Genomic DNA, 25987 nt, shown 5'->3' with positions numbered 1-25987 from the left:
GCCATTCTGCGCCGGTCCGCCCCGGGTGACCACCCACCCCGCCGAGCCGGGAGCCCGACGCGCCTTGATCCACTCGACTTCCCGGGAGGCGCGGTGTCGGTGTGCCCGGATCAGCCCGACTTCACTGATCCCGAGATGATCGAGGCCCCGGAGACAGAAAGGCCTCCCGTGCACCCGGCAGAGCTCGCTTATCCTTGCTGCCTTCCGGCCCTGGGGAGGTTCACGAGATACCGCCGCACGGGAGGTAGGCCAAGCCTACCCGACCCGTCGTCGATCTTCAGGGGGTGGTGGGGTGGGCGTACGTCGTCGGACCTGTATCCTGTTCCGCGGAGGATTCGCCTAGAGGCCTAGGGCGCACGCTTGGAAAGCGTGTTGGGTTTACACCCTCACGAGTTCGAATCTCGTATCCTCCGCTCTCTTGAACAGGGAAAACGACAGGGCCGGCCCCACGGGGACCGGCCCTGAGTCGTCTCCGTGGTCAGCCGACCGTCAGCCCACCACCTGCACGCTCTCCGCACCGTGCTCCGCGAACCACGCCTCCAGTTCGGCGCCGGCCAGCGACCGGGCCGCCCCCTCGTCGACGAAGACCGGGCCGACGACCGCGCCCTTCGCGCCCTCGAACTGGCCGCCGACCATCCGCGCCCCGGTGAGGACGGCGGGCATGGTGCGGCCACCCAGGGTGCACCACCGCAGGCTCGCGTGTTCGAGATTGGCGTCGCGAAGGTCGGTCTTGTAGAACGTGGCCGAGTTGAGGATGGCGTGACTGAGGTCAGCCCCGGCCAGCACGGCCTCGTCGAACTGCACGGAGAGGAGCCGGGCCGAGCGGAACCGCGCGTTCTCGGCCGAGCAGCCGACCATTTCTGCCTTGGCCAGGTCGGCGAACGAGAAATCGGCTCCCCGCAGCTCCGAGTTGTCAAGGTTCGCGTCACCGAGGTTGGCGTCCTCGAATCGGACCCCGACCAGGCGTGAACTGGCGAGGTAGGCGCCGGTGAGGTCGAGGCGGCTCAGGTCCGCCCCGCGGAAGTCCAGGAAATCGCCGGACAGGCACGCGGTGCTGTCGGACCGCACGGCCGCGAACCACTCCTCCAGCGCCTCACGTGCGGCGGGGTCGTCGGGCCAGCGGGCCACGTCGGCGGCGGTCCGCTGGTACGAGTTCACCTCGCCGAGGGCGTGATGGTGCCGTTCAGCGGGTTGCCGGCCTTGCGGATCGTGTTGTCGGCGTCGGCGTCCGCGTTGTCGTAGTTGTCGGCGGTCGTGCCGAGCCCCTTGACGACCAGGGACAGGTTCTCCTCGACGTACGCGACCAGCTCGTCCTGCCGGGCGTGCCGGCTCTCCAGGATGCCGGCGATCCACCCGCACAGCTGCCCGTACGCGGCGTCGTCCTGCACGATGTGCGCGCTGGCGCCCTTGACCGCCGAAAAGCGTGACCGCAGCGCCTCGATGTTCCGGGCGTGGGCGCGGATCTGCTCGGCGTCGACCGCGAACCCGTCGCTCATCCGGTCACCACCCGGCGCGCTGGTCGTCGGGGCCGCCCGGGGCGGGGCCGGCGTCGCGCAGCTGCCGCCCGACCCGCTCGGCGATGGCGAGCGCGGCGGGCGAGTCGGTCCCGACGGTGTCGGCGATGATCTCCTGCGACCGTGCGGCCAGCCGCTGCCGGGCCTCGGCGATCGTGTTCATGATCGTCCTGGCGACGACGTCGGGCGCGACCCGCTGGATGCGGTGCCCGAGCTGCAGGTCGACCAGCGCCCCGGAGGAGTCGATGGTGACCTCGACGAGGCCGTTGTCGTCGGCGAGCGTCAGCCGCAGCTCCTGGAGCCGGTCGCTCATCGCCTTGGTGTCGGCGGCCAGCTTGTCGATGCGGCCCTTCCAGGCGGCCAGCCGCTCCATCGCGCCGCCCGGGTCGAGCACGCCGCCCGTGTCGGGAAGACCGGCCTCCATGTGTCCCCTCGGTCGCTAACCGTGATCACCCTCAACTGATGGAGATTAACACGCGGGGACCAGCCGTATCGTCCACAAGAGACGGCTCAGCCGCGGGGGCGGGCCCAGGCCACGAAGCGGTCGGCGAGGTCACCGGGGGGCGGCCCGTCGTCGAGGCCGGCGAGCTGTTCGGACGCCTCGGCCTGAAGCGTCGCGAGGTAGACGGTCAACGCGGCCCGGTCGTGCCGGTACTCGCCGAGCAGCCGGAGCTTCGCCGACGAGCAGGGCCAGGCGATGCCGCAGGCGATGCAGCGCCAGGTCGGCCGGGTCGGGACGTGGTCGCGGCGCCGGGTCACAGCGGCCGCAGTACGACGGGGCGGGCCCGGTCGACCCGCACGAGAGCCTGGGAGAGCCGCGCCCGGAGGGTGCCGTCCGGGTGGACCTCGTGGCCGCACACCTCGGCCCACTCGGTGCCCTGGAACGGTCCGACGCGCAGCACCTCGGTGACGAGCAGGGTGAGCGGCCCCTCCACCGCGCGGTACGCCTGCTCGGACACGAGGATCGCCGCGCCCGCCGTCAGCCGGTCCATCCTCGACACCTCCCGCCATCCCGTGTCGCGCTGCTCGCTGGTGTCACGGCGACCCCCTCTCCGATCGTCACCCCACCTTCCCGTCAGTGGTCGGACAGATACAGGGCGTAGGGATATGGTGGCCAGATATTTGGGACATCCGATGGAGGGTGCCGTGAACGACGCACTCCGGGTGGCGCTCAGCGACACCGGGCACACGATCGAATCGCTCGCCGAACGGGTGGGTGTCGACCCCAAGACCGTCGGCCGCTGGCTGGCCGAGGGGCGCATCCCGCATCCCCGGCACCGCCTGGCGGCGGCGGAGGCGCTGGACCGGGACATCGTGGACATCTGGCCGGACACTTCAAGACGTCGTGACCCCATTTGGTTTCGTCCCTGGCAGGAGATCGAGCGCGAGGCCGTGTCGCTGCGGTGGTTCGAGTCCGCCGTCCTGCCGGGCCTGGTGCAGACCGAGGCGTACGCCCGGGCGGTGCTCGGCGGCGCCGGCCTCATCCCGCGCGGTGACGTGGAGCGTCACGTCGCGGCACGGCTGAACCGGCAAGGTGTCCTCAACCGGGACGACCCACCCCAGTTCACCGCGGTCGTCGACGAGGCCGTGCTGCGCCGACCGGTCGGCGGCCGGGCCACCATGCACGAACAGTTGCGCACCCTGGTGGCGGCCTGCGCGGAGCCGCACGTCCGCGTGCACGTGGTGCCGTCTTCGGTGGGCGCCTACGCGGGGCTCAACGGCCCGTTCGTGATCGCCACCGGTCCCGACCACCGGACGGCGGGCTACCTGGACAACCAACTCCAGGGACAAGTGGTTAGCGAGCCGGACGACATCGCGGCCATGATGACAGCATGGGAGAACGTGCGCGGCGAGGCGCTCTCCCACTCGCAATCGCTCGATCTCATCACGGAAGTGGCGGAGACATGGAGCTGAACGAGGCACGGTGGCGAAAGAGCAGCCGCAGCAGCGGCAACGGTGGCGCGTGTGTCGAGGTCGCCGACAACCTGCCCGAGGCTGTCGGCGTACGCGACTCGAAGGACCCGACCGGGCCGGCGCTGGTGTTCCCGGCGGCGGCCTGGCGCGCGTTCGTCGCGCACCTGCCGGCACGAGCCTGAACGACACCGCCTTCCCGAGCGCCACCGCTCGGGGCACGGGCGGCGGCACCGGCACGCCCAACCATTCGTACACATGTTCCATCCACAGGCTGTGGATTCCGGAGCCGACCCGATGAGTTACCAGCTCAGCGCGGTGGTCGCCGACATCGAGCTGCTCCGCGAGCACACCGCCGACCTGGACCACGCGGTACTCGGCGAGCTGCGGCAGGACTTCGGACTGCTGCCGGTCACCCCACAGCTGGTCGAGGAGCTCACCGGCGCTCTGCCGGACTTCTCCGTGGACGCGCCGGACCCCGGCCACCCGTTCCACCTCGTGCTGTCGGCACCGCTGACCGAGGTGCTGGCCGGCTGGTCGCGGGGCGGCCCGGTGGCGTACCTGGAGGCGGAGTTCCTCGGCGGGCTCGGCCACCAGGCCGCGGTGGTCTGGCTCGGCGGCGCCGTCTCCTGGGGGCCCCGGTTCGACGACGAGCTGACGCTCGCGCGACCGGACTGGCCGATCAACGCGGCGCTCGTCCGACTGGGCGTCGAGCCCGGGTCGTGGATCGACCCGTTCGCCGAGCTCGGGTTGCACGTGGAACGCAACACGGCCGGCTGGCTGGCGCACGGTCGGCGACGACTGAGCGCCGACTACTGGGACGACCTCGCCGACGAATGGGAAGACGGCCAATCCGGCGGTTAGCAGCAACCTCTGCGCCTCCCACCCGTTAGGGACCCCGGGGGAAGCCATGAAATTGCGACAATTTGCCTTTATCGCGGGGCTGCTGACGGCTGCCGTGGTCTCGGGCAGCAGTCCGACCGACTCCATCGCTCCACAGAGGCCGGTGCCGGCCGGCAACGTGGAGGTGCTCGACCTGAACGGCCTGCCCGACATCGCGTTCGGGGAGACCGAGGACGAGTTGACCCGACGCGGGATCCTGCGATCGGACGTCGACGCCTGCGGGCCGACGCTCGCCGGACACGAGACCGTCAGCCCGGTCTTCATCGACGACCGGTTGGTGCTGGTGTGGGCCGGTGACCCGATGCGGACAACCGAGGGCGTCACCGTGGGCACCCCGATCAGCGAGGTCTGGTCCCGCTACCCGTCGGTGAGCCGGCTGGAGGCGCCCACCGGCACGTACCGCTTCGACGGGCTGCTCGCCCGGCGCGGCGACCGCGCCTACCTCTTCCTCCACGATGGACGCCAGGTGCGGAAGGTCATCGCCGGCTACGCCGACTGGGTCCGACGCCTCTTCACCGAGGGCGCCGGCCCCTGCTGACCTCGGTCGCCGGCCGCTGGCGGGATCAGCGCGACCCGGTCAGGTCGTCGCGGGAGGCGTGCAGGGCGCCGATGGCGAAGAGCGCCGGCCCGACGAGCGCCACCCCGGCGTGCGCCGCCGCGGACAGGTCCTTCCCACCACCCGCGCTCACGGCGACGCCCACCTCCAGGAACGCGTCGCGCCGGACGTCGACGGCCGACCACAGGGACGACGACAGGCTGACGAGATCCCCGAGGTCGGCGGCGGCCGTCACCGCGATCAGCAGCGCCCCGATCGACACCAGGGCGAACCGGTCGCCACGCTCGCCCGACACCGCCAGCACCCCCGCCGCGACCAGGGTGGCCGTCAGCGCCGGCCAGCCGGCGGCGAACGCGCCGGACAGCGGGGCGTCGCCGACGGAATCCCAGACGTACGCGACGACCAGGACCACCAGCAGCGCGGCAGCGGTGCGGGCCAGCGGCGTACGGCCCGGTCGGCGCCGCACCGGCAGCGCGAGCACCACGACCGCCAGACACACGGTGGCGAGCAGCAGCCCCACCGCGGCGATCCGGTCCTGCGTGATCGACTGGCGCCAGAGGTCCAGGAGGACCGGCGGCGTGCCCGGGCTCGACGTCACGCCCCCCGGCAACGGCGCGTAGAACGGGACGAACACGTCGGAGCCGCTCGTCGGCTCGGCGAGCCACCGCAGTCGCACCGCCATGACGAGAGCGAACAGCGCGAGGCCGGCGACCAGCGCCCACCGCACGCGCGGCGCCGGGTGGGCGGTACGGCCGTCCGCCGCCGGCCCGGTCGACGCCACCCGGGCGGACACGAGCAGCACGCACCAGAGGAACGCGGCTGACGCCACCAGACCGGCCTGCAACGCGGCCCGGGGCTCGGCGAACAGCGTTGCCAACACAGAGAACCAGCCGGACGCGACGGAGATCGCCAGAAGGACACGCGGGGGACGCATGGGCAGCGATCGTGTCACAGCCGGCACGGCGTCGGGGGGACACTGGGGTCGTGAGTCCACGCGCCGCGACGGCTGATGCTCCGCTATGGAGGGACCGCAACTTCGGCACGTACTGGGTCGCGCAGTCGCTCTCCGCGGTCGGCGACTCCTTCGCGTACCTCGCGCTGCCGCTGCTCGTGCTCCACGCGACCGGCTCGGTCGCGCAGATGGGTCTGCTCACCGCCGTGGCCGGGGCCGCGTCCGTCGGCGCCGGCGTGTTCGGCGGCGTCCTCGTCGACCGGTACGACCGCCGCACGCTGATGATCATCGCGGATCTGGTCCGCCTGGTGCTCTACGGTCTCGTGCCGCTGGCCTGGCTCGCCGGCCCGCAGGTGTGGCTGCTCTTCGTCGTCCTGCCGATCTGCGAGGCGGCCGGGATGCTGTTCCAGGTCGCCGCGGTCACCGCGGTCCGCAACCTGGTCGACCGGGACCGGATCACCGAGGCCAACGGGGGGTTGCAGGCGACGTACGCGACGGCCGCCGTCGGTGGTCCGCTGCTCGCCGGCGTGGTGTCGGCCCGGTTCGGCCCCACCGCGGCGGTCGCCGTCAACGCGGCCAGCTTCGCGCTGTCGGCCGCCGGCCTCTGGCTGGTACGACTGCGGAGGCCGATGCCGGCCGACGGGCTCGACGGCGCGGTGCCCGTCCGGCAGCGGCCGGTCACCGAATTCCTCGCCGGTGCCCGCTTCCTGTGGCGTCAGCCGGTGCTCCGCTCGCTGACCGTCCTGCTCTCCGTCTTCATCTTCCTGACGTTCGGCTTCACCGACGTGCTCATCTACCACGTGAAACACGACCTCGGCGGCTCCGACCGCACGGTCGGCGCGGTGCTGGGGCTGGCGGCGGTCGGGACGATCGCCGGAGCGCTGCTGGCCGCGCCGCTGCGCCACCGCCGAGGGTTCGGCGTGACCTGGATCGGTGCGGTCTCCCTGTCCGGCCTCGCCATCGTGGGCATCGGCGTCGCGGGAACGGTGCCGGTCGTCACGGCGCTCACCGCGGTCTACCTCTGCGGCGTCAGCATCGGCGGGATCTGCTCGATGTCGCTGCGCCAGGAGATCACGCCGGATCACCTGCTCGGGCGGGTCACGTCCGCCTTCTGGAGCACCCACTACGCGCTCGGGCCCCCGGGCGCCGCCGTGCTGACCTGGGCCACCGCCCGCTACGGCGTCACCTGGGTCACCGTCGTCGCCGGCACCGGGTGCCTCCTGGTGGCGGGCGCCGGGTTGGTCACCCCGATCCGGCGGGCCGGCGCGGAGGCCACGACCCGCCGGCCCGCACTCCAGCCGGCCGTCGAGACGTCCTGAGCCGGCCCGCTCACGGGGCCGGACCGGTACCGCACGCGCGAGAGGATCAGGCAAGAGGCGACGAGCATCGTGCTGTCGACCGACCAGGTCACGGCTGTTCCATGGAGAGGTCAGATCCCACGGGACAATCTCCCGCTCCGCGAACGGACAGGTAGGCAGCCATGCAGGTCGCAATCGTCACCGGTGCCAGCTCCGGCATCGGGCAGAGCGCAGCCGTCCAACTCGCCAAGCGCGGCACGGGCGTGATCCTGACCTACGGCCGGAACCAGGCCGGGGCGTACGACACCGTGGCCCACATCGAGAAGGAGGGCGGCACCGCCGTCGCGCTGCCGCTCGACGTCGGCCGGACCGAGACCTTCCCGGCGTTCCGTGCGTCCGTCGTCGCGGCGCTGCGGGACACCTGGCAGCGGGACACGTTCGACCACCTGGTGAACAACGCCGGCTTCAGCCAGATGTCGATGTTCGAGGACACCAGCGAGGAGCTGTTCGACAGGTTCCTGCGGGTGCTGCTCAAGGGGCCGTACTTCCTCACCCAGAGCCTGCTGCCCCTCCAGGCCGACGGCGGCGCCATCGTCAACGTGACCAGCAACTCCGCCCTCGAATCCGGGCTGGAGCCCGGCTACTCCGGGTACGCCACGATGAAGGGCGGCCTCGCCGTGCTGACCCGCTACCTGGCCAAGGAGCTCAGCCCGCGCGGCATCCGGGTCAACGCGATCGCCCCCGGCGCCACCCGCACCCGCCTCGCCGACGACGCGTTCGAGAAGTACCCCGAGGTCATCCCCGCCCTGGCCGCGAAGACCGCGCTCGGCCGGGTCGGCGAACCCGACGACATCGGCATGATGATCGCCACCCTTCTCGGCGAGGAGGGGCGCTGGATCACCGCGCAGCACATCGAGGTCGCCGGCGGCTACAACCTCTGACCGGGGAACGCGGAACGCCCGGTCGATCCATGCGGATCAACCGGGCGTTCTCACTGGCGGTGGCGGCGGGATTTGAACCCGCGGAGGGCGTAAACCCTCACACGCTTTCGAGGCGTGCTCCTTAGGCCACTCGGACACGCCACCGCCGAGTAGGGTACAGGACCCCGGGTTGCGGTGCCGAACCGGTATCGGCGGGTGGCGCCTGGCAGGATCTTTGCCATGAGTACGCACATCGGCGCGAAGCCGGGAGAGATCGCCGAGCGGGTCCTGATGCCGGGCGACCCGCTGCGGGCGAAGTGGATCGCGGAGACCTACCTCGAGGACGCCACGTGCTACTCGACGGTCCGGGGCATGCTGGGCTTCACCGGCCGCTGGAAGGGCGTGGACGTCTCCGTCCAGGGCTCCGGCATGGGCATGCCGTCCGCCTCGATCTACGCCCACGAGCTGATCAACGAGTACGGCGTGAAGTCCCTGATCCGGGTCGGCTCCTGCGGGGCGCTGCGCGAGGACCTTCAGCTGCGGGACGTGATCGCGGCGATCGGTTCCTCGACCGACTCGAACATGAACCGGATGCGGTTCGACGGGCTGATCGACTACGCCCCGGTCGCCGACTTCGGGCTGCTGCGTACGGCCGTGGAGGTCGCGGAGCGGCAGGGCATCACCATGCACGTCGGGCCGATCCTGGCGGCGGACGCCTTCTACACCGACCGGCCGGACCTGTACGACACGCTCGCCGACTACGGTGTGCTGGCCGTGGAGATGGAGTCGGCGGCGCTCTACACGATCGCGGCCCGTTACAAGGCGCGGGCGCTGACGGTGCTGACCGTGAGCGACCACATCAAGACCGGCGAGAAGACCACGTCCGCCGAGCGGGAGCAGACCTTCAGCCAGATGGTGGAGATCGCGCTGGACACGATCATCGCCTGATTTTCGTCGTACCGCCGCCCCGGCGTCCCGCGTGGACGCCGGGGCGGCGGCGTTTCCGCGTGACCGCCGTCACCGCCCAAAACAACACGACCGATCGTGCTTTTTTAGTACGGTGTCCGCATGACCGTCGACGGACGCCTGGCCCGGGGCGAGCGCGCCCGCGCCGCCGCCCTGGACGCGGCGGTGGCGCTGGCCACCGAGGCCGGCCTGCACGGGCTCAGCCTCGCGCAACTCGCCGACACCCTCGGGGTGAGCAAGTCCGGCCTCTTCGCGCACTGGCGCTCGAAAGAGGCGCTCCAACTCGCCGCCGTCGAGCGGGCGATCGAGCAGTGGCAGGAGCGGATCGTCGCGCCGGGGCTGCGCGCCCCCGGGGCGTACGCCGGATCCGGGCGCTGCACGAGGCGCGCATCGACTTCTACGCGGCCCGCACGCTGCCCGGCGGCTGCTTCTTCGCCAACACCCAGTTCGAGTACAACGCCCGCCCCGGCCCCGTCCGGGACCGGCTCACCGAGGCGTACGCCGAGTGGACCGCCTTCCTCGAACGCCTCGTCCGGCAGGCCGTCGACCTGGGCGAACTCCCCGCCGACCTGGACGTCGCGCAGTTGGCGTACGAGATCGACGCGCTCGGGATGAGCGCGGCGATGCAGTCCCGGCTGCTCGACCCCGACGCCGCCTACCGGCACGCCCGGCGTGGTCTGGTCGACCGCCTCCGGACGCTGTGCCCGGATCCGACCCTGCTACCGGAAGGCAACCGATGACCAACGCCCTCGCCGACCAGCCCGCCGTCGAGTACGGCCACGTCGAGCACGTGACGGTGCACTTCGACGACCTCGACGCGATGGGCATCCTGCACAACGCCCGGTACGCGGTCCTGCTGGAACGGGCGCTCGTGCCGTACTGGTCGGAACGGGGGTTGGCGTTCCGGGGCGTCGACACCCCGCCCGACCTGTTCCACGCGGTCCGCGAGTTCCGCATCAGCTACCGGACGCCGATCGCCTACACCGGCCCCGTCGCGGTGCACTTCTGGTTGGAGCACCTCGGCACCACCAGCGCCGAGTACGCCTTCGAGTTCCGCTCCGCCGACGGCAGGACGGTGCACGCCGAGGGGCGGCGCGCGATCGTCCGCCTCGACCCGGCGACGCTGCGTCCGGCGCCCTGGACCGAGGCCGCCCGCGCGGTCGCGACCACGCTGCTGCGCCCCGCCGCCTGACCGGCCGTGGGTGCGTTTCCTGTCGCTGGAGCAACAGGAGACGCACCCACGGCACCCGGGATTCAGGCCAGCGCCTCGGTCGGCGCGAGCCGGGCGGCGCGGACGGCCGGGTAGAGGCCGGCGACGCCGCCGATCAGCACGGTCGCGCCGAGGCCGCCGGCCATCGCCCAGACCGGTACCACGGTCGGCCAGTCCCGGGACAGCGCGTAGCCGGCGGTCACCAGGATGCCGAGCAGCACCCCACCCGCGCCGCCGAGCGCGGAGAGCAACAGCGACTCGGCGAGGAACTGCACCCGCACCTGGCCGCGGGTGGCGCCCAGCGACCGTCGCAGCCCGATCTCGGCCCGCCGTTCCAGCACCGAGATGACCATCGTGTTGGCCACCCCGACGCCGCCCACCAGCAGCGCGACCGCGCCGAGTCCGAGCAGCAGCCCGGTGAACGCCTCGTCGGTGGCCGCGGCGGCGGCCAGCGCGTCCGACGGGCGGGACACCTGCACCTCGTTCGGCGCCGCCGGGTTGGCGGTCGCGCCGAGCACCGAACGGACCGCCTCCACCGACGTCTCCCGGGACCGGGTGTAGACGGTCGTGGGGTGCCCGTCGAAGCCGAGATACGTCTCCGCCGCCGGCCAGCCGACCAGTGCGGAGCTGTCCAGCTCCGGTGCGAGCGGGGCCGGGGCCAGGATGCCGACCACCGTGAACCACCGCCCGCCCAGATGGACCTGCACGCGCGGCCCGGCCGCGCCGAGGCCGAGCCGCCGGGCGGCGGCGTCGCCGAGCACGACCGCCGGAAACCGCTCGGTCGCCGCGTTCAGCCAGGTGCCGCTGCGGACGCTCGCGCCCACCGTGCCGGGCAGCCCCAGCTGGGCGGCCCGCGTGGCGATGCCACCGGTCTCCCCGGCGGGGATGCGGTCGCTGCGGTAGACCGGCGCGTCCGGCACCTGGCCGGTCGCGGCCACGTCCGTCACCGGCCCGATCCGGGAGATCATCGCCACCGACTCCGTCGGCAGTGTCGCCCGGTCGCCGAAGAGGGTGTTCCCCGGCGCCACGGTGAGCAGGTTGGTGCCGAGCCGGTCCAGGGTGCGGTCCAGGTCGGCGCGGGACGACGACGAGATGCCGACGACCGCGATCATCGCGGCGATGCCGATCGCGATGCCCAGCGCCGACAGGAACGCGCGCAGTGGCCGGGTGCGTAGCCCCACCCCGCCGACGCGGACCACGTCGCCCGGCGCGAGCCGGGCCGGGACCAGCCGCGCGGTCATCACCGCACCCCCTCGGCGTCGCCCGAACCGGCCCGGTCGGCCACCACCCGACCGTCGCGCATCCGCACCTGGCGGGGCAGCCCGTCGGCGATCTCCCGGTCGTGGGTGATCACGACGACCGTGGTGCCGCTCGCGTGCAGGTCACGCAGCAGCGCCAACACCCCGGCGCCGGCCGCCGAGTCGAGGTTCCCGGTGGGCTCGTCGGCGAGCAGCACCGCCGGCTCCCCCACCACCGCCCGGGCCACCGCGACACGCTGCCGCTCCCCGCCGGAGAGTTCGTGCGGCCGGTGGGTCAGCCGGTGCCCCAGCCCGACCCGGTCCAGCGCCGCCTCCGCGCGTCGCCGCCGCTCCCGACGGGGTACACCGGCGTAGAGCAGGCCGTCCGCCACGTTGTCCAGCACCGGTGTGCCGGCGGCCAGGTGGAACTGCTGGAAGACGAAGCCGATCCGGCGGGCCCGCAGCGCGGAGAGCTGCCGGTCGGGCAGCGTCCCCACGTCGTACCCGTCGATCCGGACCCGGCCGGCGGAGGGGCGGTCCAGGGTGCCGATGAGGTGCAGCATGGTGGACTTGCCGGAGCCGGACGGCCCGACGATCGCCACCAGGTCGCCGTACCCGATCCGCAGCGAGACCTCGCGCAGGGCGGTCACCCCGCCCGGATAGGTCCGGCTCACCTCCTCCAGCACCACCGCGTCGCCGGTCACGCGGGCATCCCCACCGTCGCGCCCTCGGCCAGGTCCGGCCCGCTGACCTCGACCCGGCCGGCGGCGAACAGCCCGGTGGTCACCGCGACGACCCGGCTCCGGCCGCCGTCGACCACCTCGACGCCGTAGCCGCCCTCGGCGAGCGCGAGCAACGCCGCCACGGGCACGGTGAGCACGTCCGGACGCTGCGCGGCGGTGAAGGTCACCTCGACGCTCGCCTGGTCGTACGCGCTGAGCTTCGCCGGGTCCGTCACCGACACGGTCACCTCGATCTTCGTCTCGGCCTCGGTCGACTGGCCGGCGCCGCCACCCGATCCGGGGTCGATGACGGTCTGCACCGACTGGATCTTCCCCGCCACCGGGCCGCCGTCCGGCAGACCGACCTCGACCGCGGCACCCTCCGCCGCGAGCCGCTGGTCGTCGACGTCCAGCTCGACGGTGACCAGCCGCTGCGTGCCGGTGTACGCGAGCACCGCCTGGCCGGGCTGCGCCGCGTCGCCGATCGCCGCCTGGTGACTCTCGACCCGGACGGCGTCGTCGGCGTACACGATCCGGCCCGGCTCGACCCGGCCGGTCTCGGGCAGTCCCAGGTCCTCCTGCCAGGCGCGAACCGCGTCGGCGGTGCTGCCGGTGTACTCGTCGTCGACCGTGAACCCGGTGCGGCCGAGCGCCCGCAGGTTGCGCTCGAACTGCGCCACGTCCGGCCCCTCCACGCCCGGCTCCAGCACCCGGTACGCGGGCAGCGAGCCGTAGAGCAGCACCACCGGGTCGTTGTCCACCGCGTACAGCCGGCCGCCCCGCTTCACCACCGTCCCGGTGTCCGGCAGGGCGGTGACCGTGCCGGTGAGCCGGGCGGTGGCGGTGCGGGTGGCCCCGTACCCGAGTTCCCCGTCGACCGTCTCGGTGTCGGTCAACGTCTGCCGGGTGACCGTGGCCGTGGCGGGTGGGGTGGTGTCGGCGGCGGCCGTACCCCGGTCGGTGCCGCCGAAGCCCACCGCGGCGGCGACGCCGGCCGCGGCCGCGACCGCGACGGCGGCGGTCAGCGCGACGGTGCGGGGCCGGACACGCGCACCGCTCACCGGGTGGCCTCCGCGATCTTCGGCGCGTACTGCCGGCACTTCTCCATCGCCGCCTTGACCTTCGGGTCCTTGAGGTTCACCACGTCGAGGCGCAGCTGGATGCCGCCGTCGGGCTGAGGGTCGGGGAACTCCGGCACCCCGTTCTCCCGCATGCACGCGGCGAGCTGGCGCAGCCGCTCCACCTGCTCCGGGTCGAGCTTGAGCTTCTCCCCGCCGTTGGGCAGGTACTGGCGGCAGGCGCCCATCGCCGCCTCCACCTTCGCCGGGTCGGTCTTGCCGTCGAACCGGAACAACCGGTCACCGCCGGGCTCCGGATCCGGCACGTCGACCCCGTTCTCCCGCATGCACTCGGTGAACCGGAGCCGCCGTTCGTCGTCGCTGAGCTGGGCCGCCGGGCTGGCGGACGCCGCCGCTCCACCGCCGCCCGCGGTCGCCACCGCCGGCTCCCCGTCCGACCCTCCGCAGGCGGGGAGGGTCAGGGCGAGCAGCAGCGGCAGCGCGAACAGTCCTCGTCGCATGACACGCTTCCTCTCCGCCCGGCGGGACCGCCGGGCGTCCCGGTCAGTCGACGCCACGGGGCGTATCCCGGGCGTAACCGCGCACGTTTACGAGCCGGTTATCCGGGGCGCGGCACCATTGGCGGGTGAGAGTCCTGGTGGTGGAGGACGAGACCCTCCTGGCGGAGAGCATCGCCGAGTGGCTGCGCCGGGAGGCGTTCGCCGTGGACGTCGCGTACGACGGCGACGCGGCGCTGCAACGGCTCGGCGTCAACGAGTACGACGTGGTGGTGCTCGACCGGGACCTGCCGGTGGTGCACGGCGACGAGGTGTGCCGGTCGATCGTCGACGGCGGCGGGGAGACCCGGGTGCTGATGCTGACCGCCGCGGCGGCCGTACGCGAGCGCGTGGCCGGCCTGGCCCTCGGCGCCGACGACTACCTCACGAAGCCGTTCGCCCTGGTCGAACTCTCCGCCCGGGTGCACGCCCTGAGCCGCCGGACGCGACGGGCGGCGCCACCCACACTGTCCCGGGCGGGCATCGTGGTCGACCCGGCCCGCCGGCAGGTGCACCGCGACGGACGCTACGTGCCGCTGTCCCGCAAGGAGTTCGCCGTGCTCGTGGAGCTGCTACGCGCCGACGGCGCGGTGGTCTCGGCCGAGGAGTTGCTGGAGCGCGCCTGGGACGAGCACATCGACCCGTTCACCAACGTCGTGCGGGTGACCGTCATGAAGGTGCGCCGCAAGCTGGGCGAGCCGCAGGTGGTCGAGACCGTGCCGGGTGTGGGGTACCGGATCCCGTGACGCGACTCTCCCTCCGCGCCCGGCTCACGATGATCTACGGGAGCCTGTTCCTGGTGGCCGGGCTGGTCCTGCTCGGCGTCACCTACGTGCTGGTCGACCAGCGCACCGTGCAGCCGTTCGGCATCGCGCTGCGCGACGTGAAGCCGGTGCTCCCGGCCATCGACGGGAAGCTCACCGGCGACCAGGCCGAGCAGCTGCGACTGATCGTGAACAAGGCGCAGGACGACGCGCGGGACCAGACGCTCGACTCGCTGCTCACCCAGGGCGGCATCGCGCTGGGCCTGGTCTCGGTCGTGGCCATCGGGTTCGGCTGGCTGGTCGCCGGACGGGCCCTGCAACCGCTGCACCAGATCACCGGGACCGCCCGGCGGATCGCCGGCGCGGACGTCGCCGGGCGTGGCCTGCACGAACGCATCTCGCTCTCCGGCCCGGGCGACGAGGTACGCGAGCTGGCCGACACCTTCGACGAGATGCTGGAACGGCTCGACCGGTCCTTCGACGGGCAGCGGCGGTTCGTCGCGAACGCCTCGCACGAGCTGCGTACGCCGTTGGCGCTGAACCGGTCCCTGATCGAGCTGGCGGTGAGCCGGCCCGGCGCGTCGGAGGACGTACGGCGGCTGGGCGAGTCGCTGCTCGCGGTGAACGAGCGGCACGAGCGGCTGATCGACGGGCTGCTCACCCTGGCCGACTCGGAGAACGAGCTGACCGCCCGTTCGCGGGTGGACCTGGCCGACGTGGTCGACCACGTGCTCGACCAGACGGTCGCCGAGACCGCCGGCCCGGCGGTGACCCGGGAGCTCGCGTCCGCGACGGTGGTGGGCGACCCGGTGCTGCTGGAACGGCTCACCACCAACCTGGTGGAGAACGCCGTGCGGCACAACGTCGGAGCGGGCGGGTGGATCGGGGTCAGCACCGAGCTGCGGGACGGTCGCGCGACGCTGGTCGTGAGCAACACCGGCCCGGTGGTGCCGAGCTACGACGTGGAGACCATTTTCGAACCGTTCCGCCGGCTCAACGGGGAGCGGGCCGCCGGCGGTCGCGGGTTCGGGCTGGGGCTCTCCATCGTGCGGGCGGTGGCCCGGGCGCACGGCGGCACGGTGACCGCGCGGCCCCGCGAGGGCGGCGGACTGGTGGTCACCGTCGGCCTGCCCCCGGCGTGAACCAGCGGCGGGGGTGGCCGCGGTCCGGCCGCAGCCGGGGGCGGGTCAGCGGAAGAAGGCGCGGAGCAGGGCGGCACTCTCGTTCGCCAGCACCCCCGGGTAGACCTCGGGCCGGTGGTTGAGCCGCCGGTCCCGCACCACGTCCCAGAGCGAGCCGACCGCGCCGGTCTTCGGCTCCCAGGCGCCGAACACCACGGTCGAGACGCGGGCCAGCACCAGGGCCCCGGCGCACATCGTGCACGGTTCCAGGGTGACCACCAGGGTGCAGCCGTCCAGCCGCCACCGGCCCAGCCGCTCGGCGGCCCGGCGCAGCGCCAGCACCTCGGCGTGCGCGGTGGGGTCGCCGGTCAGCTCCCGCTCGTTGCGCCCGATCGCCAGCTCGGTCCCGTCGGCGCCGTAGAGCACCGCGCCGACCGGGATGTCCTCGACCGCCGCGTCCGCACCGGCCGGACCCGCGCCACCGTCGGCCGGGCCGGTCACCGCGATCTCCAGGGCTCGGCGCATCCACAGCTCGTGCCGCTGCCGGCGGCCGAGTTCGCCCGGGTCGGCCAGGCCCTCGTCGGCGCCGGGGCCGACCCGGCCGATCCGGCCGGGTGTGGGCTGGCCGGGGCGTACGCCCTCCAGCGCCGGGTCGGTGGCGTCGGCCGGCTCGCCGCCCAGGGGCAGCAGCGGCTCGTCGCCGGCCGACTCAGACCTCACGCAGCTCCTCGACCTCGTCGGCGCAGCCCAGCATCTGGCAGACCTCGGCGGTCACGTCGGCCGGCAGCATGCCCTCCTCGGAGCAGAGGGCGAGCAGCTTCTGCGCCGAGATGCCCTGGTCGGCGAGGAGGTCGGCGTCACCGACGGGGTCGGCCTCGGGGTCGACGGCGGGCTGTTCGCTCTCCTCGTCACCGCCGGACGACGGGCGCGGCTCGTCCGTGTCGTCCAGCCCGGTGACCGAGGTCTTCAGGTCACCGACCAGCAACGCGCCGAGCCGGGACTCCTCCGCGTACGCCGAGTCGGAGCCGAAGATGCGCAGGTCCTCACCCTCGTCGAGGCGCAGGATCACCAGATACGTGTCGTCGGCCTCGACGAACAGCAGCGACAGGTCGGCGTCCTGGTCGACGTCGCGCAGCCGGTCGGCGACCTCGTCGATGTCGGTGGCGCCCCGCAGGTTCACCTCGGCTGCCGTCCAGCCGCTCTGATCGCGCACCACGGCCGCAGCGAAGTACGACACGGTCCCCCCAATTGCCCTCGGCACAGCACGCCGACTCGTTACGCGTGCACGTTAGCCGGTCGGGTCGGCAGGCGACCGGTCAACGCCCCGAAGGGCCGGTCAATCCTGACAAAGTAGTCGGCAGGTCAGTTGGCGATCCGCCGACGGGTCGCGATGAGCTGTCGCAGTTGCTCGCTGCGCACCCGCTGTGGCCGGTCCCGCTTGCGTACCGCCCGCGCCCCCGCCAACTCGGCGAGGAGTTGCAGGCGACGGCGGCTGCGTTCCGGATCGAGCCGCGGGGTGGTCCAGGCCATAGTGCCGAGAGTGCCGAGTCACACGGCCCACGTCAAGACGGGCTTCGCTGCGCAGCCGAGCGGACACGTGACGCAGTCGGTCGGCGTCGCCCTCCCGAGGCGGCACGCTCACCCAGCGTCGTCGCGCCGAAGCGAGGCGGTCACCAGAGCGGCCAGTCGCCGCTGGTCGCCCACCGCACCGCGACGACCGCGGCGGCGATGCTCCAGCCGCCGGCGACGACGATCGCCACCCCCGTCGCCACTCCCCGGTTGCCGTGGCGGACCAGCAGCAGCGCGGCGGCCCACGCCACCAGCCCCGCGATCAGGGTCCACCAGGCGTACGTCGCGACGTCCCTGCCGAGCAGCCCGAACAGCAGCAGCCACACCGCGGCGACCCCGGCGCCCGCGGCGACACCCCCGCCGGTGACGGGGTGCGGTTCGCGGTAGGTGGGCCGGGTCGGTGGTCCGGCGGGAAAGAGCCCCGAGGGCGTACGCGGCAGCGGGCGGAACGCGGCCCGAGGATCGTACGGTTGGGGTGGTTCACCGATCGTCACCGTCGCCTCCCGCCGAGCCGGACCAGTCGTCCCCACCGTACCGACTCTGCCAGGATGACCGGATGTGCTCGCCGACGACGGGACGCCGCGCGTATCCGGTCCTGCTGCTGCTCACCGCGGTGCTCGCCGCCGGTTGCGGCGCCCCACCGCCCGGTGAGCCGGCCGGCTGGTCCGCGCCGCCGACGACCGGGGCGCCGGCCACGGCCGACCAGCCGGCGCCCGGCACCTCTTCCCCGGCCCCGCCGTCGCCGAGCACGGCGTCGGCGACGCCCAGCCGGGCCGCCGACGTACGACGGGTCTTCCCGGTCCGCGCCGCCAACGTGGACTACCACCCCACACACTCGGGCTACCCGGGGACGGACATCTTCGCCGACTGCGGTGAGCCGGTCGTCGCGGTGACCGACGGCACGATCCTGGAGGTGAGCCGGGTCGACCGGTTCGACAAGCGCGGGCCGCTCGGGCCGAACAACGGGGGTCTGTCGGTGTCGCTGCTCGGCGACGACGGCGTGCGCTACTACGGCTCGCACCTCAGCGAGATCGCCGGTGGTGTGGATGCCGGTGTCCGCGTCCGCGCCGGGCAGAAGCTGGGCGAGGTGGGTCGTACGGGCAACGCCAACAACGTCTGTCACCTGCACTTCGGCATCTCGCCGCCGTGCACCGGCAAGGACGGCTGGTGGATCCGGCGCGGCGTGGTATGGCCCGCGCCCTACCTCGACTCGTGGCGCAAGGGCGGCAACCGGGCACCGACCACCGAGGTCAGCACCTGGCAGCGCAAACACGGCTGCCCGAAGGCTCCCTGACGACCGGCCCAGCCGCTAGGTTCGGTGGGATGAAGGCCCGGGACCCCATCGCCGACCTCCGGCGCATCGCGTTCCTGTTGGAGCGGGCGAACGAGGCGACCTACCGGGTGCGGGCGTTCCGCTCCGCCGCGAAGGCGCTCGCCGGCCTTCCCGCCGCCGAGCTGGGCGAACGGGCGGCCGCCGGCACGCTCACCGAACTGAGCGGTGTCGGCGACGTCACCGCCCGTTGCGTGGCCGAGTCACTGGCCGGCGAGGAGCCGGTCTACCTGCGGCGGCTGGTCGCGACCGAGGGCACCGACCTGGACGCCGAGGCCACCGCGCTGCGGACGGCGTTGCGCGGCGACTGCCACACCCACTCCGACTGGTCCGACGGCGGTTCGCCGATCGAGGAGATGGCGCTCGCCGCGGTGGAGCTGGGTCACGAGTACGTGGTGCTGACCGACCATTCGCCACGACTGACGGTGGCCCGGGGGTTGACCGCCGACCGGCTGCGCCGGCAGCTCGACCACGTGGAGAAGGTCAACGCGGCGCTGCCCGAGGGGTTCCGCATCCTCACCGGCATCGAGGTGGACATTCTCGCCGACGGGTCGCTCGACCAGGACGAGAAGTTGCTGGCCCGGCTGGACGTGGTGGTCGGCTCGGTGCACAGCGGGCTGAACGACGAGCGGTCGAAGATGACCCGTCGGATGCTGGCCGCCATCGCCAACCCGCACCTGGACATCCTCGGGCACTGCACCGGCCGGATGGTGTCGTCCCGGCCCGTCGGCGTCACCGGTCCGGGCGATCGGGGGCACCGCGCGCGTACCCGGAAGGAGAGCGACTTCGACGCGGACGCGGTCTTCGCCGCGTGCGCCGAGCACGGCGTCGCCGTGGAGATCAACTCTCGGCCGGAGCGGCAGGACCCGCCGAAGCGCCTGATCCGTCGCGCGCTGGAGGCGGGGTGCCGCTTCGCGATCAACACCGACGCGCACGCCCCCGGTCAGCTGGACTGGCAGCGGTTCGGCTGCGAGCGGGCCGCCCTCTGCGGCGTCCCCGCCGACCAGGTGGTCAACACCTGGCCGGCGGAGCAACTGCTCGACTGGACCCGCACCCACGCCTGACGGGTGCCGTCAGCGGGGGGTGGCGGGTTCGGCTGCGGGCACGGCAGGGGTGCCGACGCCGACCGGCGTGGTGCGGCGGCGACCGATCAGACCCTGTGAGACGGCGACGCCGAGCAGCACGATCAGCGCGCCGACGGGCTGGTGCCAGTTGAGCCGCTCGCCGAGCACGACCGCGCCGATGAGCACCGCGAACACGGGGATCAGGTAGGTGACCGTGGAGGCGGTGCTCGCGCCGATGATCCGGATGTTGCGCAGGTTGATCACGAACGCCAGGCCGGTGCCGAGCGCGCCGAGCGTGAGGACGCTGGCGACCACCCGGGGCGACAGCTCGGTCGGCAGCGGCGGCGCGCCGGCCACCAGCGGGGTGACGATCGCGAGCTGCGCGGTGGCGATCAGCAGTTGCGCGGCGGAGAGCGAGACGCCGGAGTGGGCGCTGCTCGCGACGAACCGCTTCTGGTACGGGATGGCGAGGCCGTAGCAGGCGGCGGCGCCGAAGCACATGAGCTGCCCGATGAAGTGGGCGCCACCGATGCCCTCCCAGACGCCGAGCACCACCAGCACGCCGGTGAAGCCGAGCCCGAGGCCGATCGCCCGGCGCGTGGTGAGCCGCTCGGTGCGGAAGACCAGCACCGCGAGTGGCAGCACGATCAGCGGGGTGGTGGCGTTCCAGATGCCGGCGAGCATCGACTCGACGCGCTGCTCGCCGTAGCCGAAGAGGGTGAACGGGATGGCCACGCCGAACGCGGCGACCACCGTGAGGTGCGCCCACACACGGGGCTCGCGGGGCAGCCGGTCACGCAGCACGGCCAGCACCACGAGCAGGGTCAGCGCCCCGGCGGCGACCCGATAGAGGGTGAGCTGGAGCGGGTGCAGCTCCTCGACGCCGATCTTGATGAACAGGAAGCTGGAGCCCCAGATCGCGCCGAGGGCGATGAACGCGGGCAGCCAGCTGCGAAGCGCCGCCCTGTCAGGAGTGAAATCGCCAGTCACCCCTGACACTTTGCCGTAGGGGTACGACAAAGTCCCGCGACTTTCGGACCTCTGGTCGTGTGGTCGAGACCACCATCCGGTCGTCGGGGGTCTCCGGACGGGATGACGCCCCGAGCACCACAAACGCGGTCGACACGACGCGGGTCCGGTCACGTAGGGTCGCATGGTGGGACGAATCGACGAACTCGCGAACCGCTACGTGGCCGAGTGGGCGCCGCTGAGCCCGACCGGTGCGACCTACGTCGGCATCGCCGGCTACGACGACCAGCTCGACGACCTGTCGCCCGAGGGCTACGAGGCCCGGGCCGACCTGACCCGCCGCACCCTGGCCGACCTCGACGTGACCGAGCCGGAGACCGAGGCGGAGCGCACCGCCCAGGAGGCCATGCAGGAGCGGCTCGGTCTCGACCTGGCCCGCTACGAGGCGGGCGAGGCGACCAGCGAGGTCAACGTGATCGCCAGCGGGCTGCACGACATCCGCATGGTCTTCGACCTGATGCCCACCGAGGGCGAGGACGCCAAGGCGAACATCGCCGCCCGGCTCAACGGCTTTGCCGCCGCGCTGGAGGGCTACAAGACCACGCTCCGAGAGGCGGCCGGCGCCGGCCGGATCAGCTCGAAGGTGCAGCTGGTCGAGGTCGCCAAGCAGTGCGACATCTGGACCGACCCGAACGGTGACAACTTCTTCCACGGCCTCGTCGAGCGGCTCGGCGCGGACGGCAGCATCGGCGCCGAGCTGCGCCGGGGTGCCGCGGCGGCCACCGCGGCGACCGCCGAGTTCGGGCAGTTCCTCCGCACCGAGCTGGCCCCGCAGGGGCGGGAGAAGCAGGCCGCCGGGCGGGAACGCTACGAGCTGGCGTCGCAGTACTTCCTCGGCGCCAAGGTCGACCTCGACGAGACGTACGCCTGGGGCTTCGCGGAGTTGGCCCGGCTCGAGGGCGAGATGCGGGCGGTGGCGGCGCGGATCGCCGGTCCGGGCGCGACCGTCGACGAGGCCGTGCAGGCGCTGGACGCCGACCCGGCGCGCACCATCCGGGGCAAGGAGGCGTTCCGCGACTGGATGCAGGCGCTCGCCGACAAGGCGATCAGCGAGCTGCACGGCACGCACTTCGACATCCCGGAGCAGGTCCGCCGCATCGAGTGCTGCCTCGCCCCGACCAGCGACGGCGCGATCTACTACACGGGCCCGAGTGAGGACTTCTCCCGCCCCGGCCGGATGTGGTGGGCGGTGCCGCAGGGCATCACCGACTTCTCCACCTGGCGTGAGGTGACCACCGTCTACCACGAGGGCGTCCCCGGCCACCACCTCCAGGTCGCGCAGACCGCCGTCCGGGCCGACCTGCTCAACCGCTGGCAGCGGCTGCTCTGCTGGGTCTCCGGGCACGGCGAGGGCTGGGCGCTCTACTCGGAGCGCCTGATGGACGACCTGGGCTACCTGGAGGACCCGGGCGACAAGCTCGGCATGCTCGACGGGCAGGCGATGCGGGCCGCCCGCGTCATCGTCGACATCGGCATGCACCTGGAGCTGGAGATCCCCCGGGACAACCCGTTCGGCTTCCACCCGGGCGAGCGCTGGACGCCCGAGCTGGGCTGGGAGTTCATGCGCGCACACTGCCGGGTGCCCGACGAGAACCTGCGCTTCGAGCTGAACCGCTACCTGGGCTGGCCGGGGCAGGCACCGTCGTACAAGGTGGGCGAGCGCATCTGGCTCCAGGCTCGGGACGAGGCGAAGGCGCGCAAGGGCGCCGACTTCGACCTGAAGGAGTTCCACCGGCAGGCGCTCGACCTCGGTGCGCTCGGGCTGGACCCGCTGCGTCGGGCCCTCGCCCGCCTCTGACCGCCGGCCAACCTCCGGCGCGACGGCGGACGGCGGACGGCGGACGGCGCATCTACTCTGGAGCGCCATGACTCCGCGGCACACTAATGCCGCGGAGTCGTGGCGCCCATCTCGTTCATCACCGGCACGGGCCCTTCACGTCAGCCCAGGGTGAGGGCGAGCGCGGGACGGGCGGTCAACGTGTCGGTGGTGACGTACGCGAGGTCGATCGCCGGGTCGCTGAAGGTGACCGGGATGGGCGAGGTGATCGGGATGCCGTCCGGAAACGGCAGGTCCGGCGTCAGCGTGATCTTGAGGCCGAGCAGCCGGCCGACGAACCGGGTGGTGTAGAAGGACACGTCGCCCTGCACGGTGAGGCGATCGGTCGCGTACCGCTGGTTGAGCCCCCGCGGGCCGTCGGCTCTCAGCAGGAAGTCGTCGGTCACCGCCTTCCGCATGCTGAACTTCAGCACTCGCAGGCTGCCGTCCTCGGTCGGCAGGTCGGTGATGCCCTCGAATCGCAGCCCGGTCATCGTCAGCGACGACCCGGTGAGCTTCGACGGCGTACGTGCCACCTTCGGCTGACCCGGGTCGGCGGCGAGGCGGGGCAGCAGCTTCCCCACCTCCACCTTGTCCGGCCTGCTCGACCCCGGCTCCGGATCCGGTTCGGAGGCTCCGGGCGGGCACGCACCGGGACGGCCGGCGGGCGCGGTGGGCGTTCCGCTGGCGGTCGGGCGGACGCTCGACGGGGCAGTCGGCGTGGCCGACGGGGTGGGGGTGGACCGGTCCCGGCCACCGCCGGTGAGCAGGTCACCGATGCCCCGGAAGAAGTCCGTGATCAGGTTGCCACCGGACGTACGCTCCGGGGCCGGGCTCGGGCTGGCGCTCGGCGTGGCCGCCGGCGTGCTCCGACCCGGCGACGTGCTGGGGGCCGGTGCGGTGGACCGGCTCGGGCACGGTGCGGTCAGGGGTCGGGCCGGCTGCGCCGGCGCGGCCAGCACGGGACGTGGCTGGACGGCGATCAGCGCCGCGGCGGCGAGACCGAGCAGCACCAGCACGAGGACGAAGGAGCCAGGGTCACCGGAACCCGTGGCCCGCTCGGTCGACGCACCGGGCTCGATCCGGTGCGCGTCCGCGGCGCGTCGGGCCGGCGGGTCCGGCTCGATCCGGTGCGCCTGGGCGTCGCGCTGCGCCGGCACCACGTCACCGTGGTCGGCGGCGGTCGGCTCGACGACCTCCCCCGCAACGCTGGTGAGCGGGGTCCACGCGAAGGCGAGCGCGCTGCCCACCATGCCGAGCAGCAGGCCGACGAAGAAGCCGCCGAGGTTCAGCCCGATCAGCGAGTAGACCGAGGTGACCGCCGCGACGACCGAGTAGAACAGTCGCTGCGCCGGGGTGAACCACAGCAGCAGCCCGCAGGTGACCAGGATGATCGGGATGAGCAGGGCCTGGAGGCCGGTCGCCCCACTGGAGAAGCTCAGGCCGTTGAGCGTCATCCGGGTCGAGGCGAACATCTCGACCCCGGCCAGAGCGAGGATCAGGCCACCCCAGAAGGGCCGGCTCCGCCGCCAGCGGCGGAAGCCTCGCCAGGCACGGGCCACACCGGCCGGCTGGGTGGGCGACGGGTTCGCGGTTGTCACGTACTCCTCCTGGCGGGACGGGACGGGGGAACCTGGGCGGGATCCGCGGCCGGCGACCGCCGCGGACCGGCCGCTCAGCTCAGAAGCACTCCTTGCCCTTCGCGTCGTCGCCGACGTTCACCTTCAACCGCAGCCCGGTCAGGTTGAAGGTCGCCGCCGTCGTGTAGCGGGACACCTGCTGGAGGTCGGTGATGGTGACGTGGTCGGAGTTCTGGCCGAACGAGCCCGCCTGGGCGGTCGGGTTCAGGTCGGTGGCGTCCCGGCCGATCCGGATGTTGGTGAAGGTGGCGTTGCCGCCGAGGCTGTCCATCGCGATGAGGAGGTCCTTCGCCCGGGCCGGCTCCTTGCCCTGGCCCGCGTTGATCGTCAGCACGACCGGCAGCCCGGGCAGGTCGGCGCGGACGGACTGGCAGAGGTCGTACAGGTCGGCGGAGGCGATCTCCGAGAGGGCGACCGGGTGGACAGCGCCCGGCTTCCCGTCCTTGCCCTTCTCCCGGACGATGCCGCCGTACTGCTTGAAGCCGTCGCCCTCCAGGCGCTCCGCACCGATCTTGAAGGTCTGGCCGGAGACGGTGACGTCGGCCGCGATGGCGCCGCTCGACATGCCGAACAGGATGGCGCCGACGGCGGCCGTCGCGGGCAGCATCATCGCGGCGAACCGCCGCCACCGGGTACGCCCCGGCTGGTCGAGGTGTTCCTTCACGGCTTCCTCCTCAGGTGGTACGCCGGGTCAGGCCCGTCGCTGTTACCGGCTGGTAACGAACGAGCATGATGGTGCACCTCCTGCGGCGGAGGTCACAACCCCCGCGTTACTAGTCGGTAACCATGCGCCCACCCGGGGTTGCGGCGATGTCACTCGACGCAAGGTGGGGCCGAGGAAGCAATAGCCAGCTACCCCCACAAATCGGGACCATCAACCGCAGGATCCACTACCGACGGTCATCGAGACATCGATGAATAACGTTCCAATAACGAAGCCCGCCGCCAACTGCGGTTTACCCGAACGGGTCCGCGGGCGTCGCGAACCGGGGACGGGGGGGCAACATTTGGTCAACCCACATGAAGACCACTCACGGTTATGCTCTGCGGCGTGCCGCTGATCGATTACTACGGTCCGCAGGGCTGGGGCAACGAGTCGCCCCCGTTGCGGCAACGCCAGCATGTGGCGACCGAGCTGGTCGCGAAGGTGCTCGCCGAGCAGGCCGAACCGCTTCCCACCGTGCTCGATGTCGGTTGCGGTGACGGCAGCTTCCTGGCTCATCTCGCCGCGACGTTGCCCGGACAGGACGTTCGGTGGATCGGCGTCGACTACTCGGAGCACCAACTGGCCCGGGCGGCCGCCCTGCCGTACGAGTTCCACCGGTGCGATCTCGGTGAGGGCATCCCGTTGCCGGACGCCTCGGTCGACCTCGTACACGCGGGCGAGGTGCTTGAGCACCTGTACGACCCGGACCGGATGCTGGAAGAGTGCGCCCGCGTGCTGCGTCCGGGCGGTCATCTCGTCCTCACCACGCCGAACCTGCAGGCCTGGTACAACCGCGCGCTCTTCCTGGCGGGCATCCAGCCGATCTTCTACGAGACGTCCACGCGATCGACCGAGGTCGGCGTCGGTCCGCTGCGCCGCCTCAAGACCGACACCATTCCCGTCGGCCACCTGCGCCTGTTCAACCGGACCGCGCTGGTCGACCTGTTGCGGCGCGAGGGATTCGAGCCACTCACCCTCCGGGGTGCCGGATTCCACGGAGTGCCCTCGGCGATGGCCTGGCTGGACACGGCCATGTGCCGAGTCCCGTCACTCGCCTCGATCCTCGTCGTGCTGGCTGCGAAGCGTTAGAAACGGCGGTGGGCCCGGGGATACCCGGGCCCACCGATCCTCGTACCCGCAGCG

General features: G+C 72.6%; 32 protein-coding genes, 2 tRNA genes, 1 other RNA gene and 1 pseudogene. 17 read left to right on the top strand and 19 right to left on the bottom strand.

Going from position 1 to position 25987, the window contains the following annotated elements:
- Positions 1–157: 157 nt before the first annotated feature.
- Positions 158–247: signal recognition particle sRNA small type (gene ffs / locus GA0070620_RS23210), an RNA gene on the bottom strand.
- An 81-nt stretch (positions 248–328) separates the two neighbouring features.
- Here ffs and GA0070620_RS23205 point away from each other — a divergent pair.
- Positions 329–413: transfer RNA gene (locus tag GA0070620_RS23205), tRNA-Ser, on the top strand.
- 76 nt (positions 414–489) lie between these two features.
- Here GA0070620_RS23205 and GA0070620_RS23200 read toward each other — a convergent pair.
- From GA0070620_RS23200 to GA0070620_RS23180, 5 genes are all read right to left on the bottom strand, one after another.
- Positions 490–1158, bottom strand: a complete 669-nt coding sequence (locus GA0070620_RS23200; protein ID WP_091594163.1) for a pentapeptide repeat-containing protein — start codon at positions 1156–1158, stop codon at positions 490–492.
- Positions 1155–1496 (bottom strand): hypothetical protein, encoded by a 342-nt coding sequence (locus GA0070620_RS23195; protein ID WP_091594161.1) that lies wholly within the window; start codon positions 1494–1496, stop codon positions 1155–1157. The genes GA0070620_RS23200 and GA0070620_RS23195 overlap by 4 nt, the downstream gene beginning before the upstream one ends.
- A 4-nt stretch (positions 1497–1500) precedes the next feature.
- Positions 1501–1938, bottom strand: a complete 438-nt coding sequence (locus GA0070620_RS23190; protein ID WP_091594159.1) for a YbaB/EbfC family nucleoid-associated protein — start codon at positions 1936–1938, stop codon at positions 1501–1503.
- Positions 1939–2024: 86 nt separating this feature from the next.
- The gene (locus GA0070620_RS23185) at positions 2025–2273 is read right to left on the bottom strand and encodes a flavin reductase (RefSeq protein WP_091594157.1); all 249 of its coding nucleotides are present in this window, start codon (positions 2271–2273) and stop codon (positions 2025–2027) included.
- Complete coding sequence (locus tag GA0070620_RS23180) at positions 2270–2506, bottom strand: hypothetical protein (RefSeq protein WP_091594155.1); 237 nt, start codon at positions 2504–2506, stop codon at positions 2270–2272. Before GA0070620_RS23180 ends, GA0070620_RS23185 begins: the two co-directional genes overlap by 4 nt.
- A 154-nt stretch (positions 2507–2660) precedes the next feature.
- Here GA0070620_RS23180 and GA0070620_RS23175 point away from each other — a divergent pair, with 154 nt between their 5' ends.
- From GA0070620_RS23175 to GA0070620_RS23160, 4 genes are all read left to right on the top strand, one after another.
- Positions 2661–3428, top strand: coding sequence for a helix-turn-helix domain-containing protein (locus GA0070620_RS23175; protein ID WP_091599239.1), 768 nt, complete (start codon positions 2661–2663; stop codon positions 3426–3428).
- Positions 3419–3610, top strand: a complete 192-nt coding sequence (locus GA0070620_RS23170; RefSeq protein ID WP_091594153.1) for a DUF397 domain-containing protein — start codon at positions 3419–3421, stop codon at positions 3608–3610. Before GA0070620_RS23175 ends, GA0070620_RS23170 begins: the two co-directional genes overlap by 10 nt.
- A gap of 112 nt (positions 3611–3722) precedes the next feature.
- Complete coding sequence (locus tag GA0070620_RS23165) at positions 3723–4289, top strand: hypothetical protein (protein ID WP_091594151.1); 567 nt, start codon at positions 3723–3725, stop codon at positions 4287–4289.
- 82 nt (positions 4290–4371) lie between these two features.
- Positions 4372–4866 carry a hypothetical protein gene (locus GA0070620_RS23160; RefSeq protein WP_091599236.1) on the top strand — a complete coding sequence of 165 codons (495 nt, stop codon included), beginning with the start codon at positions 4372–4374 and terminating at the stop codon, positions 4864–4866.
- 25 nt (positions 4867–4891) lie between these two features.
- On the opposite strand, the gene GA0070620_RS23155 is transcribed toward GA0070620_RS23160, so the two are convergent.
- Complete coding sequence (locus GA0070620_RS23155; protein ID WP_091594149.1) at positions 4892–5818, bottom strand: hypothetical protein; 927 nt, start codon at positions 5816–5818, stop codon at positions 4892–4894.
- Between the two features lie 50 nt (positions 5819–5868).
- Here GA0070620_RS23155 and GA0070620_RS23150 point away from each other — a divergent pair, with 50 nt between their 5' ends.
- Together GA0070620_RS23150 and GA0070620_RS23145 are read left to right on the top strand one after the other, a co-directional pair.
- Entirely contained in the window at positions 5869–7155 is a 1287-nt protein-coding gene (locus GA0070620_RS23150; RefSeq protein ID WP_091594147.1) for an MFS transporter, read from the top strand.
- A 161-nt stretch (positions 7156–7316) separates the two neighbouring features.
- On the top strand, positions 7317–8075 hold the full coding sequence (locus GA0070620_RS23145) for an SDR family NAD(P)-dependent oxidoreductase (RefSeq protein WP_091594145.1): 759 nt from the start codon (positions 7317–7319) through the stop codon (positions 8073–8075).
- A 54-nt stretch (positions 8076–8129) separates the two neighbouring features.
- On the opposite strand, the gene GA0070620_RS23140 is transcribed toward GA0070620_RS23145, so the two are convergent.
- Positions 8130–8219, bottom strand: a tRNA-Ser gene (locus GA0070620_RS23140).
- A 75-nt stretch (positions 8220–8294) separates the two neighbouring features.
- On the opposite strand from GA0070620_RS23140, the gene deoD reads away from it, so the two are divergent.
- The 4 genes and pseudogenes from deoD (at position 8295) to GA0070620_RS23125 (ending at position 10212) form a co-directional block, all read left to right on the top strand.
- Positions 8295–9002, top strand: a complete 708-nt coding sequence (gene deoD / locus GA0070620_RS23135; RefSeq protein ID WP_091594143.1) for a purine-nucleoside phosphorylase — start codon at positions 8295–8297, stop codon at positions 9000–9002.
- A gap of 120 nt (positions 9003–9122) precedes the next feature.
- A pseudogene (locus tag GA0070620_RS33770) lies at positions 9123–9248 on the top strand (TetR/AcrR family transcriptional regulator); the annotation flags it as partial.
- Between the two features lie 83 nt (positions 9249–9331).
- A complete protein-coding gene (locus GA0070620_RS23130) occupies positions 9332–9760 on the top strand; it encodes a TetR family transcriptional regulator C-terminal domain-containing protein (RefSeq protein ID WP_231922524.1) in 429 nt (142 codons plus the stop codon).
- Complete coding sequence (locus GA0070620_RS23125; protein ID WP_091594140.1) at positions 9757–10212, top strand: acyl-CoA thioesterase; 456 nt, start codon at positions 9757–9759, stop codon at positions 10210–10212. Before GA0070620_RS23130 ends, GA0070620_RS23125 begins: the two co-directional genes overlap by 4 nt.
- A gap of 62 nt (positions 10213–10274) precedes the next feature.
- On the opposite strand, the gene GA0070620_RS23120 is transcribed toward GA0070620_RS23125, so the two are convergent.
- From GA0070620_RS23120 to GA0070620_RS23105, 4 genes are read right to left on the bottom strand one after another with little or no spacing between them, the layout of a single operon-like run.
- On the bottom strand, positions 10275–11471 hold the full coding sequence (locus tag GA0070620_RS23120; protein ID WP_091594138.1) for an ABC transporter permease: 1197 nt from the start codon (positions 11469–11471) through the stop codon (positions 10275–10277).
- On the bottom strand, positions 11471–12172 hold the full coding sequence (locus GA0070620_RS23115; protein WP_091594136.1) for an ABC transporter ATP-binding protein: 702 nt from the start codon (positions 12170–12172) through the stop codon (positions 11471–11473). Before GA0070620_RS23115 ends, GA0070620_RS23120 begins: the two co-directional genes overlap by 1 nt.
- Positions 12169–13251, bottom strand: a complete 1083-nt coding sequence (locus tag GA0070620_RS23110) for a peptidoglycan-binding protein (RefSeq protein WP_091594134.1) — start codon at positions 13249–13251, stop codon at positions 12169–12171. The genes GA0070620_RS23115 and GA0070620_RS23110 overlap by 4 nt, the downstream gene beginning before the upstream one ends.
- Positions 13248–13769 carry a hypothetical protein gene (locus tag GA0070620_RS23105; RefSeq protein WP_091594132.1) on the bottom strand — a complete coding sequence of 174 codons (522 nt, stop codon included), beginning with the start codon at positions 13767–13769 and terminating at the stop codon, positions 13248–13250. Before GA0070620_RS23105 ends, GA0070620_RS23110 begins: the two co-directional genes overlap by 4 nt.
- Positions 13770–13894: 125 nt before the next feature.
- On the opposite strand from GA0070620_RS23105, the gene GA0070620_RS23100 reads away from it, so the two are divergent.
- Together GA0070620_RS23100 and GA0070620_RS23095 are read left to right on the top strand one after the other, a co-directional pair.
- Positions 13895–14551 carry a response regulator transcription factor gene (locus GA0070620_RS23100; protein WP_091594130.1) on the top strand — a complete coding sequence of 219 codons (657 nt, stop codon included), beginning with the start codon at positions 13895–13897 and terminating at the stop codon, positions 14549–14551.
- A complete protein-coding gene (locus tag GA0070620_RS23095; RefSeq protein WP_091594128.1) occupies positions 14548–15711 on the top strand; it encodes a sensor histidine kinase in 1164 nt (387 codons plus the stop codon). The genes GA0070620_RS23100 and GA0070620_RS23095 overlap by 4 nt, the downstream gene beginning before the upstream one ends.
- Positions 15712–15756: 45 nt before the next feature.
- Here the strand turns inward: GA0070620_RS23095 and GA0070620_RS23090 are convergent, their stop codons facing one another.
- The 4 genes from GA0070620_RS23090 to GA0070620_RS23080 form a co-directional block, all read right to left on the bottom strand.
- Positions 15757–16215: a nucleoside deaminase gene (locus tag GA0070620_RS23090; protein WP_172836612.1), complete on the bottom strand. Its 459-nt coding sequence runs from the start codon at positions 16213–16215 to the stop codon at positions 15757–15759.
- Between the two features lie 184 nt (positions 16216–16399).
- Positions 16400–16927, bottom strand: a complete 528-nt coding sequence (locus tag GA0070620_RS23085) for a tRNA adenosine deaminase-associated protein (protein WP_091594126.1) — start codon at positions 16925–16927, stop codon at positions 16400–16402.
- Positions 16928–17052: 125 nt separating this feature from the next.
- Positions 17053–17220: a hypothetical protein gene (locus tag GA0070620_RS33020; RefSeq protein ID WP_172836484.1), complete on the bottom strand. Its 168-nt coding sequence runs from the start codon at positions 17218–17220 to the stop codon at positions 17053–17055.
- A gap of 140 nt (positions 17221–17360) precedes the next feature.
- Positions 17361–17747 (bottom strand): hypothetical protein, encoded by a 387-nt coding sequence (locus GA0070620_RS23080; protein WP_231922465.1) that lies wholly within the window; start codon positions 17745–17747, stop codon positions 17361–17363.
- A 68-nt stretch (positions 17748–17815) separates the two neighbouring features.
- On the opposite strand from GA0070620_RS23080, the gene GA0070620_RS23075 reads away from it, so the two are divergent.
- Together GA0070620_RS23075 and GA0070620_RS23070 are read left to right on the top strand one after the other, a co-directional pair.
- The gene (locus GA0070620_RS23075) at positions 17816–18553 is read left to right on the top strand and encodes a M23 family metallopeptidase (protein WP_091594124.1); all 738 of its coding nucleotides are present in this window, start codon (positions 17816–17818) and stop codon (positions 18551–18553) included.
- 29 nt (positions 18554–18582) lie between these two features.
- Positions 18583–19653, top strand: coding sequence for a PHP domain-containing protein (locus tag GA0070620_RS23070; RefSeq protein WP_091594122.1), 1071 nt, complete (start codon positions 18583–18585; stop codon positions 19651–19653).
- 9 nt (positions 19654–19662) lie between these two features.
- Here GA0070620_RS23070 and GA0070620_RS23065 read toward each other — a convergent pair whose 3' ends face one another.
- The gene (locus GA0070620_RS23065) at positions 19663–20643 is read right to left on the bottom strand and encodes a DMT family transporter (protein WP_231921926.1); all 981 of its coding nucleotides are present in this window, start codon (positions 20641–20643) and stop codon (positions 19663–19665) included.
- Positions 20644–20809: 166 nt separating this feature from the next.
- Between GA0070620_RS23065 and GA0070620_RS23060 the strand changes: the two genes are divergently transcribed.
- Positions 20810–22480: a DUF885 domain-containing protein gene (locus GA0070620_RS23060; RefSeq protein WP_091594118.1), complete on the top strand. Its 1671-nt coding sequence runs from the start codon at positions 20810–20812 to the stop codon at positions 22478–22480.
- Between the two features lie 140 nt (positions 22481–22620).
- Here the strand turns inward: GA0070620_RS23060 and GA0070620_RS23055 are convergent, their stop codons facing one another.
- Positions 22621–24099: a DUF6114 domain-containing protein gene (locus GA0070620_RS23055; protein WP_091594116.1), complete on the bottom strand. Its 1479-nt coding sequence runs from the start codon at positions 24097–24099 to the stop codon at positions 22621–22623.
- Between the two features lie 79 nt (positions 24100–24178).
- The gene (locus tag GA0070620_RS23050; protein WP_377520917.1) at positions 24179–24748 is read right to left on the bottom strand and encodes a DUF6230 family protein; all 570 of its coding nucleotides are present in this window, start codon (positions 24746–24748) and stop codon (positions 24179–24181) included.
- A 441-nt stretch (positions 24749–25189) separates the two neighbouring features.
- On the opposite strand from GA0070620_RS23050, the gene GA0070620_RS23045 reads away from it, so the two are divergent.
- Positions 25190–25933 (top strand): class I SAM-dependent methyltransferase, encoded by a 744-nt coding sequence (locus GA0070620_RS23045; protein ID WP_157741697.1) that lies wholly within the window; start codon positions 25190–25192, stop codon positions 25931–25933.
- Positions 25934–25987 lie beyond the last annotated feature (54 nt).

Origin of the sequence: Micromonospora krabiensis, assembly GCF_900091425.1 — a bacterium.
Taxonomy (GTDB): Bacteria; Actinomycetota; Actinomycetes; order Mycobacteriales; family Micromonosporaceae; genus Micromonospora; species Micromonospora krabiensis.
The sequence above is the reverse complement of the archived record's forward strand: the minus strand, read 5'-3'. Positions and strand labels throughout refer to the sequence as shown.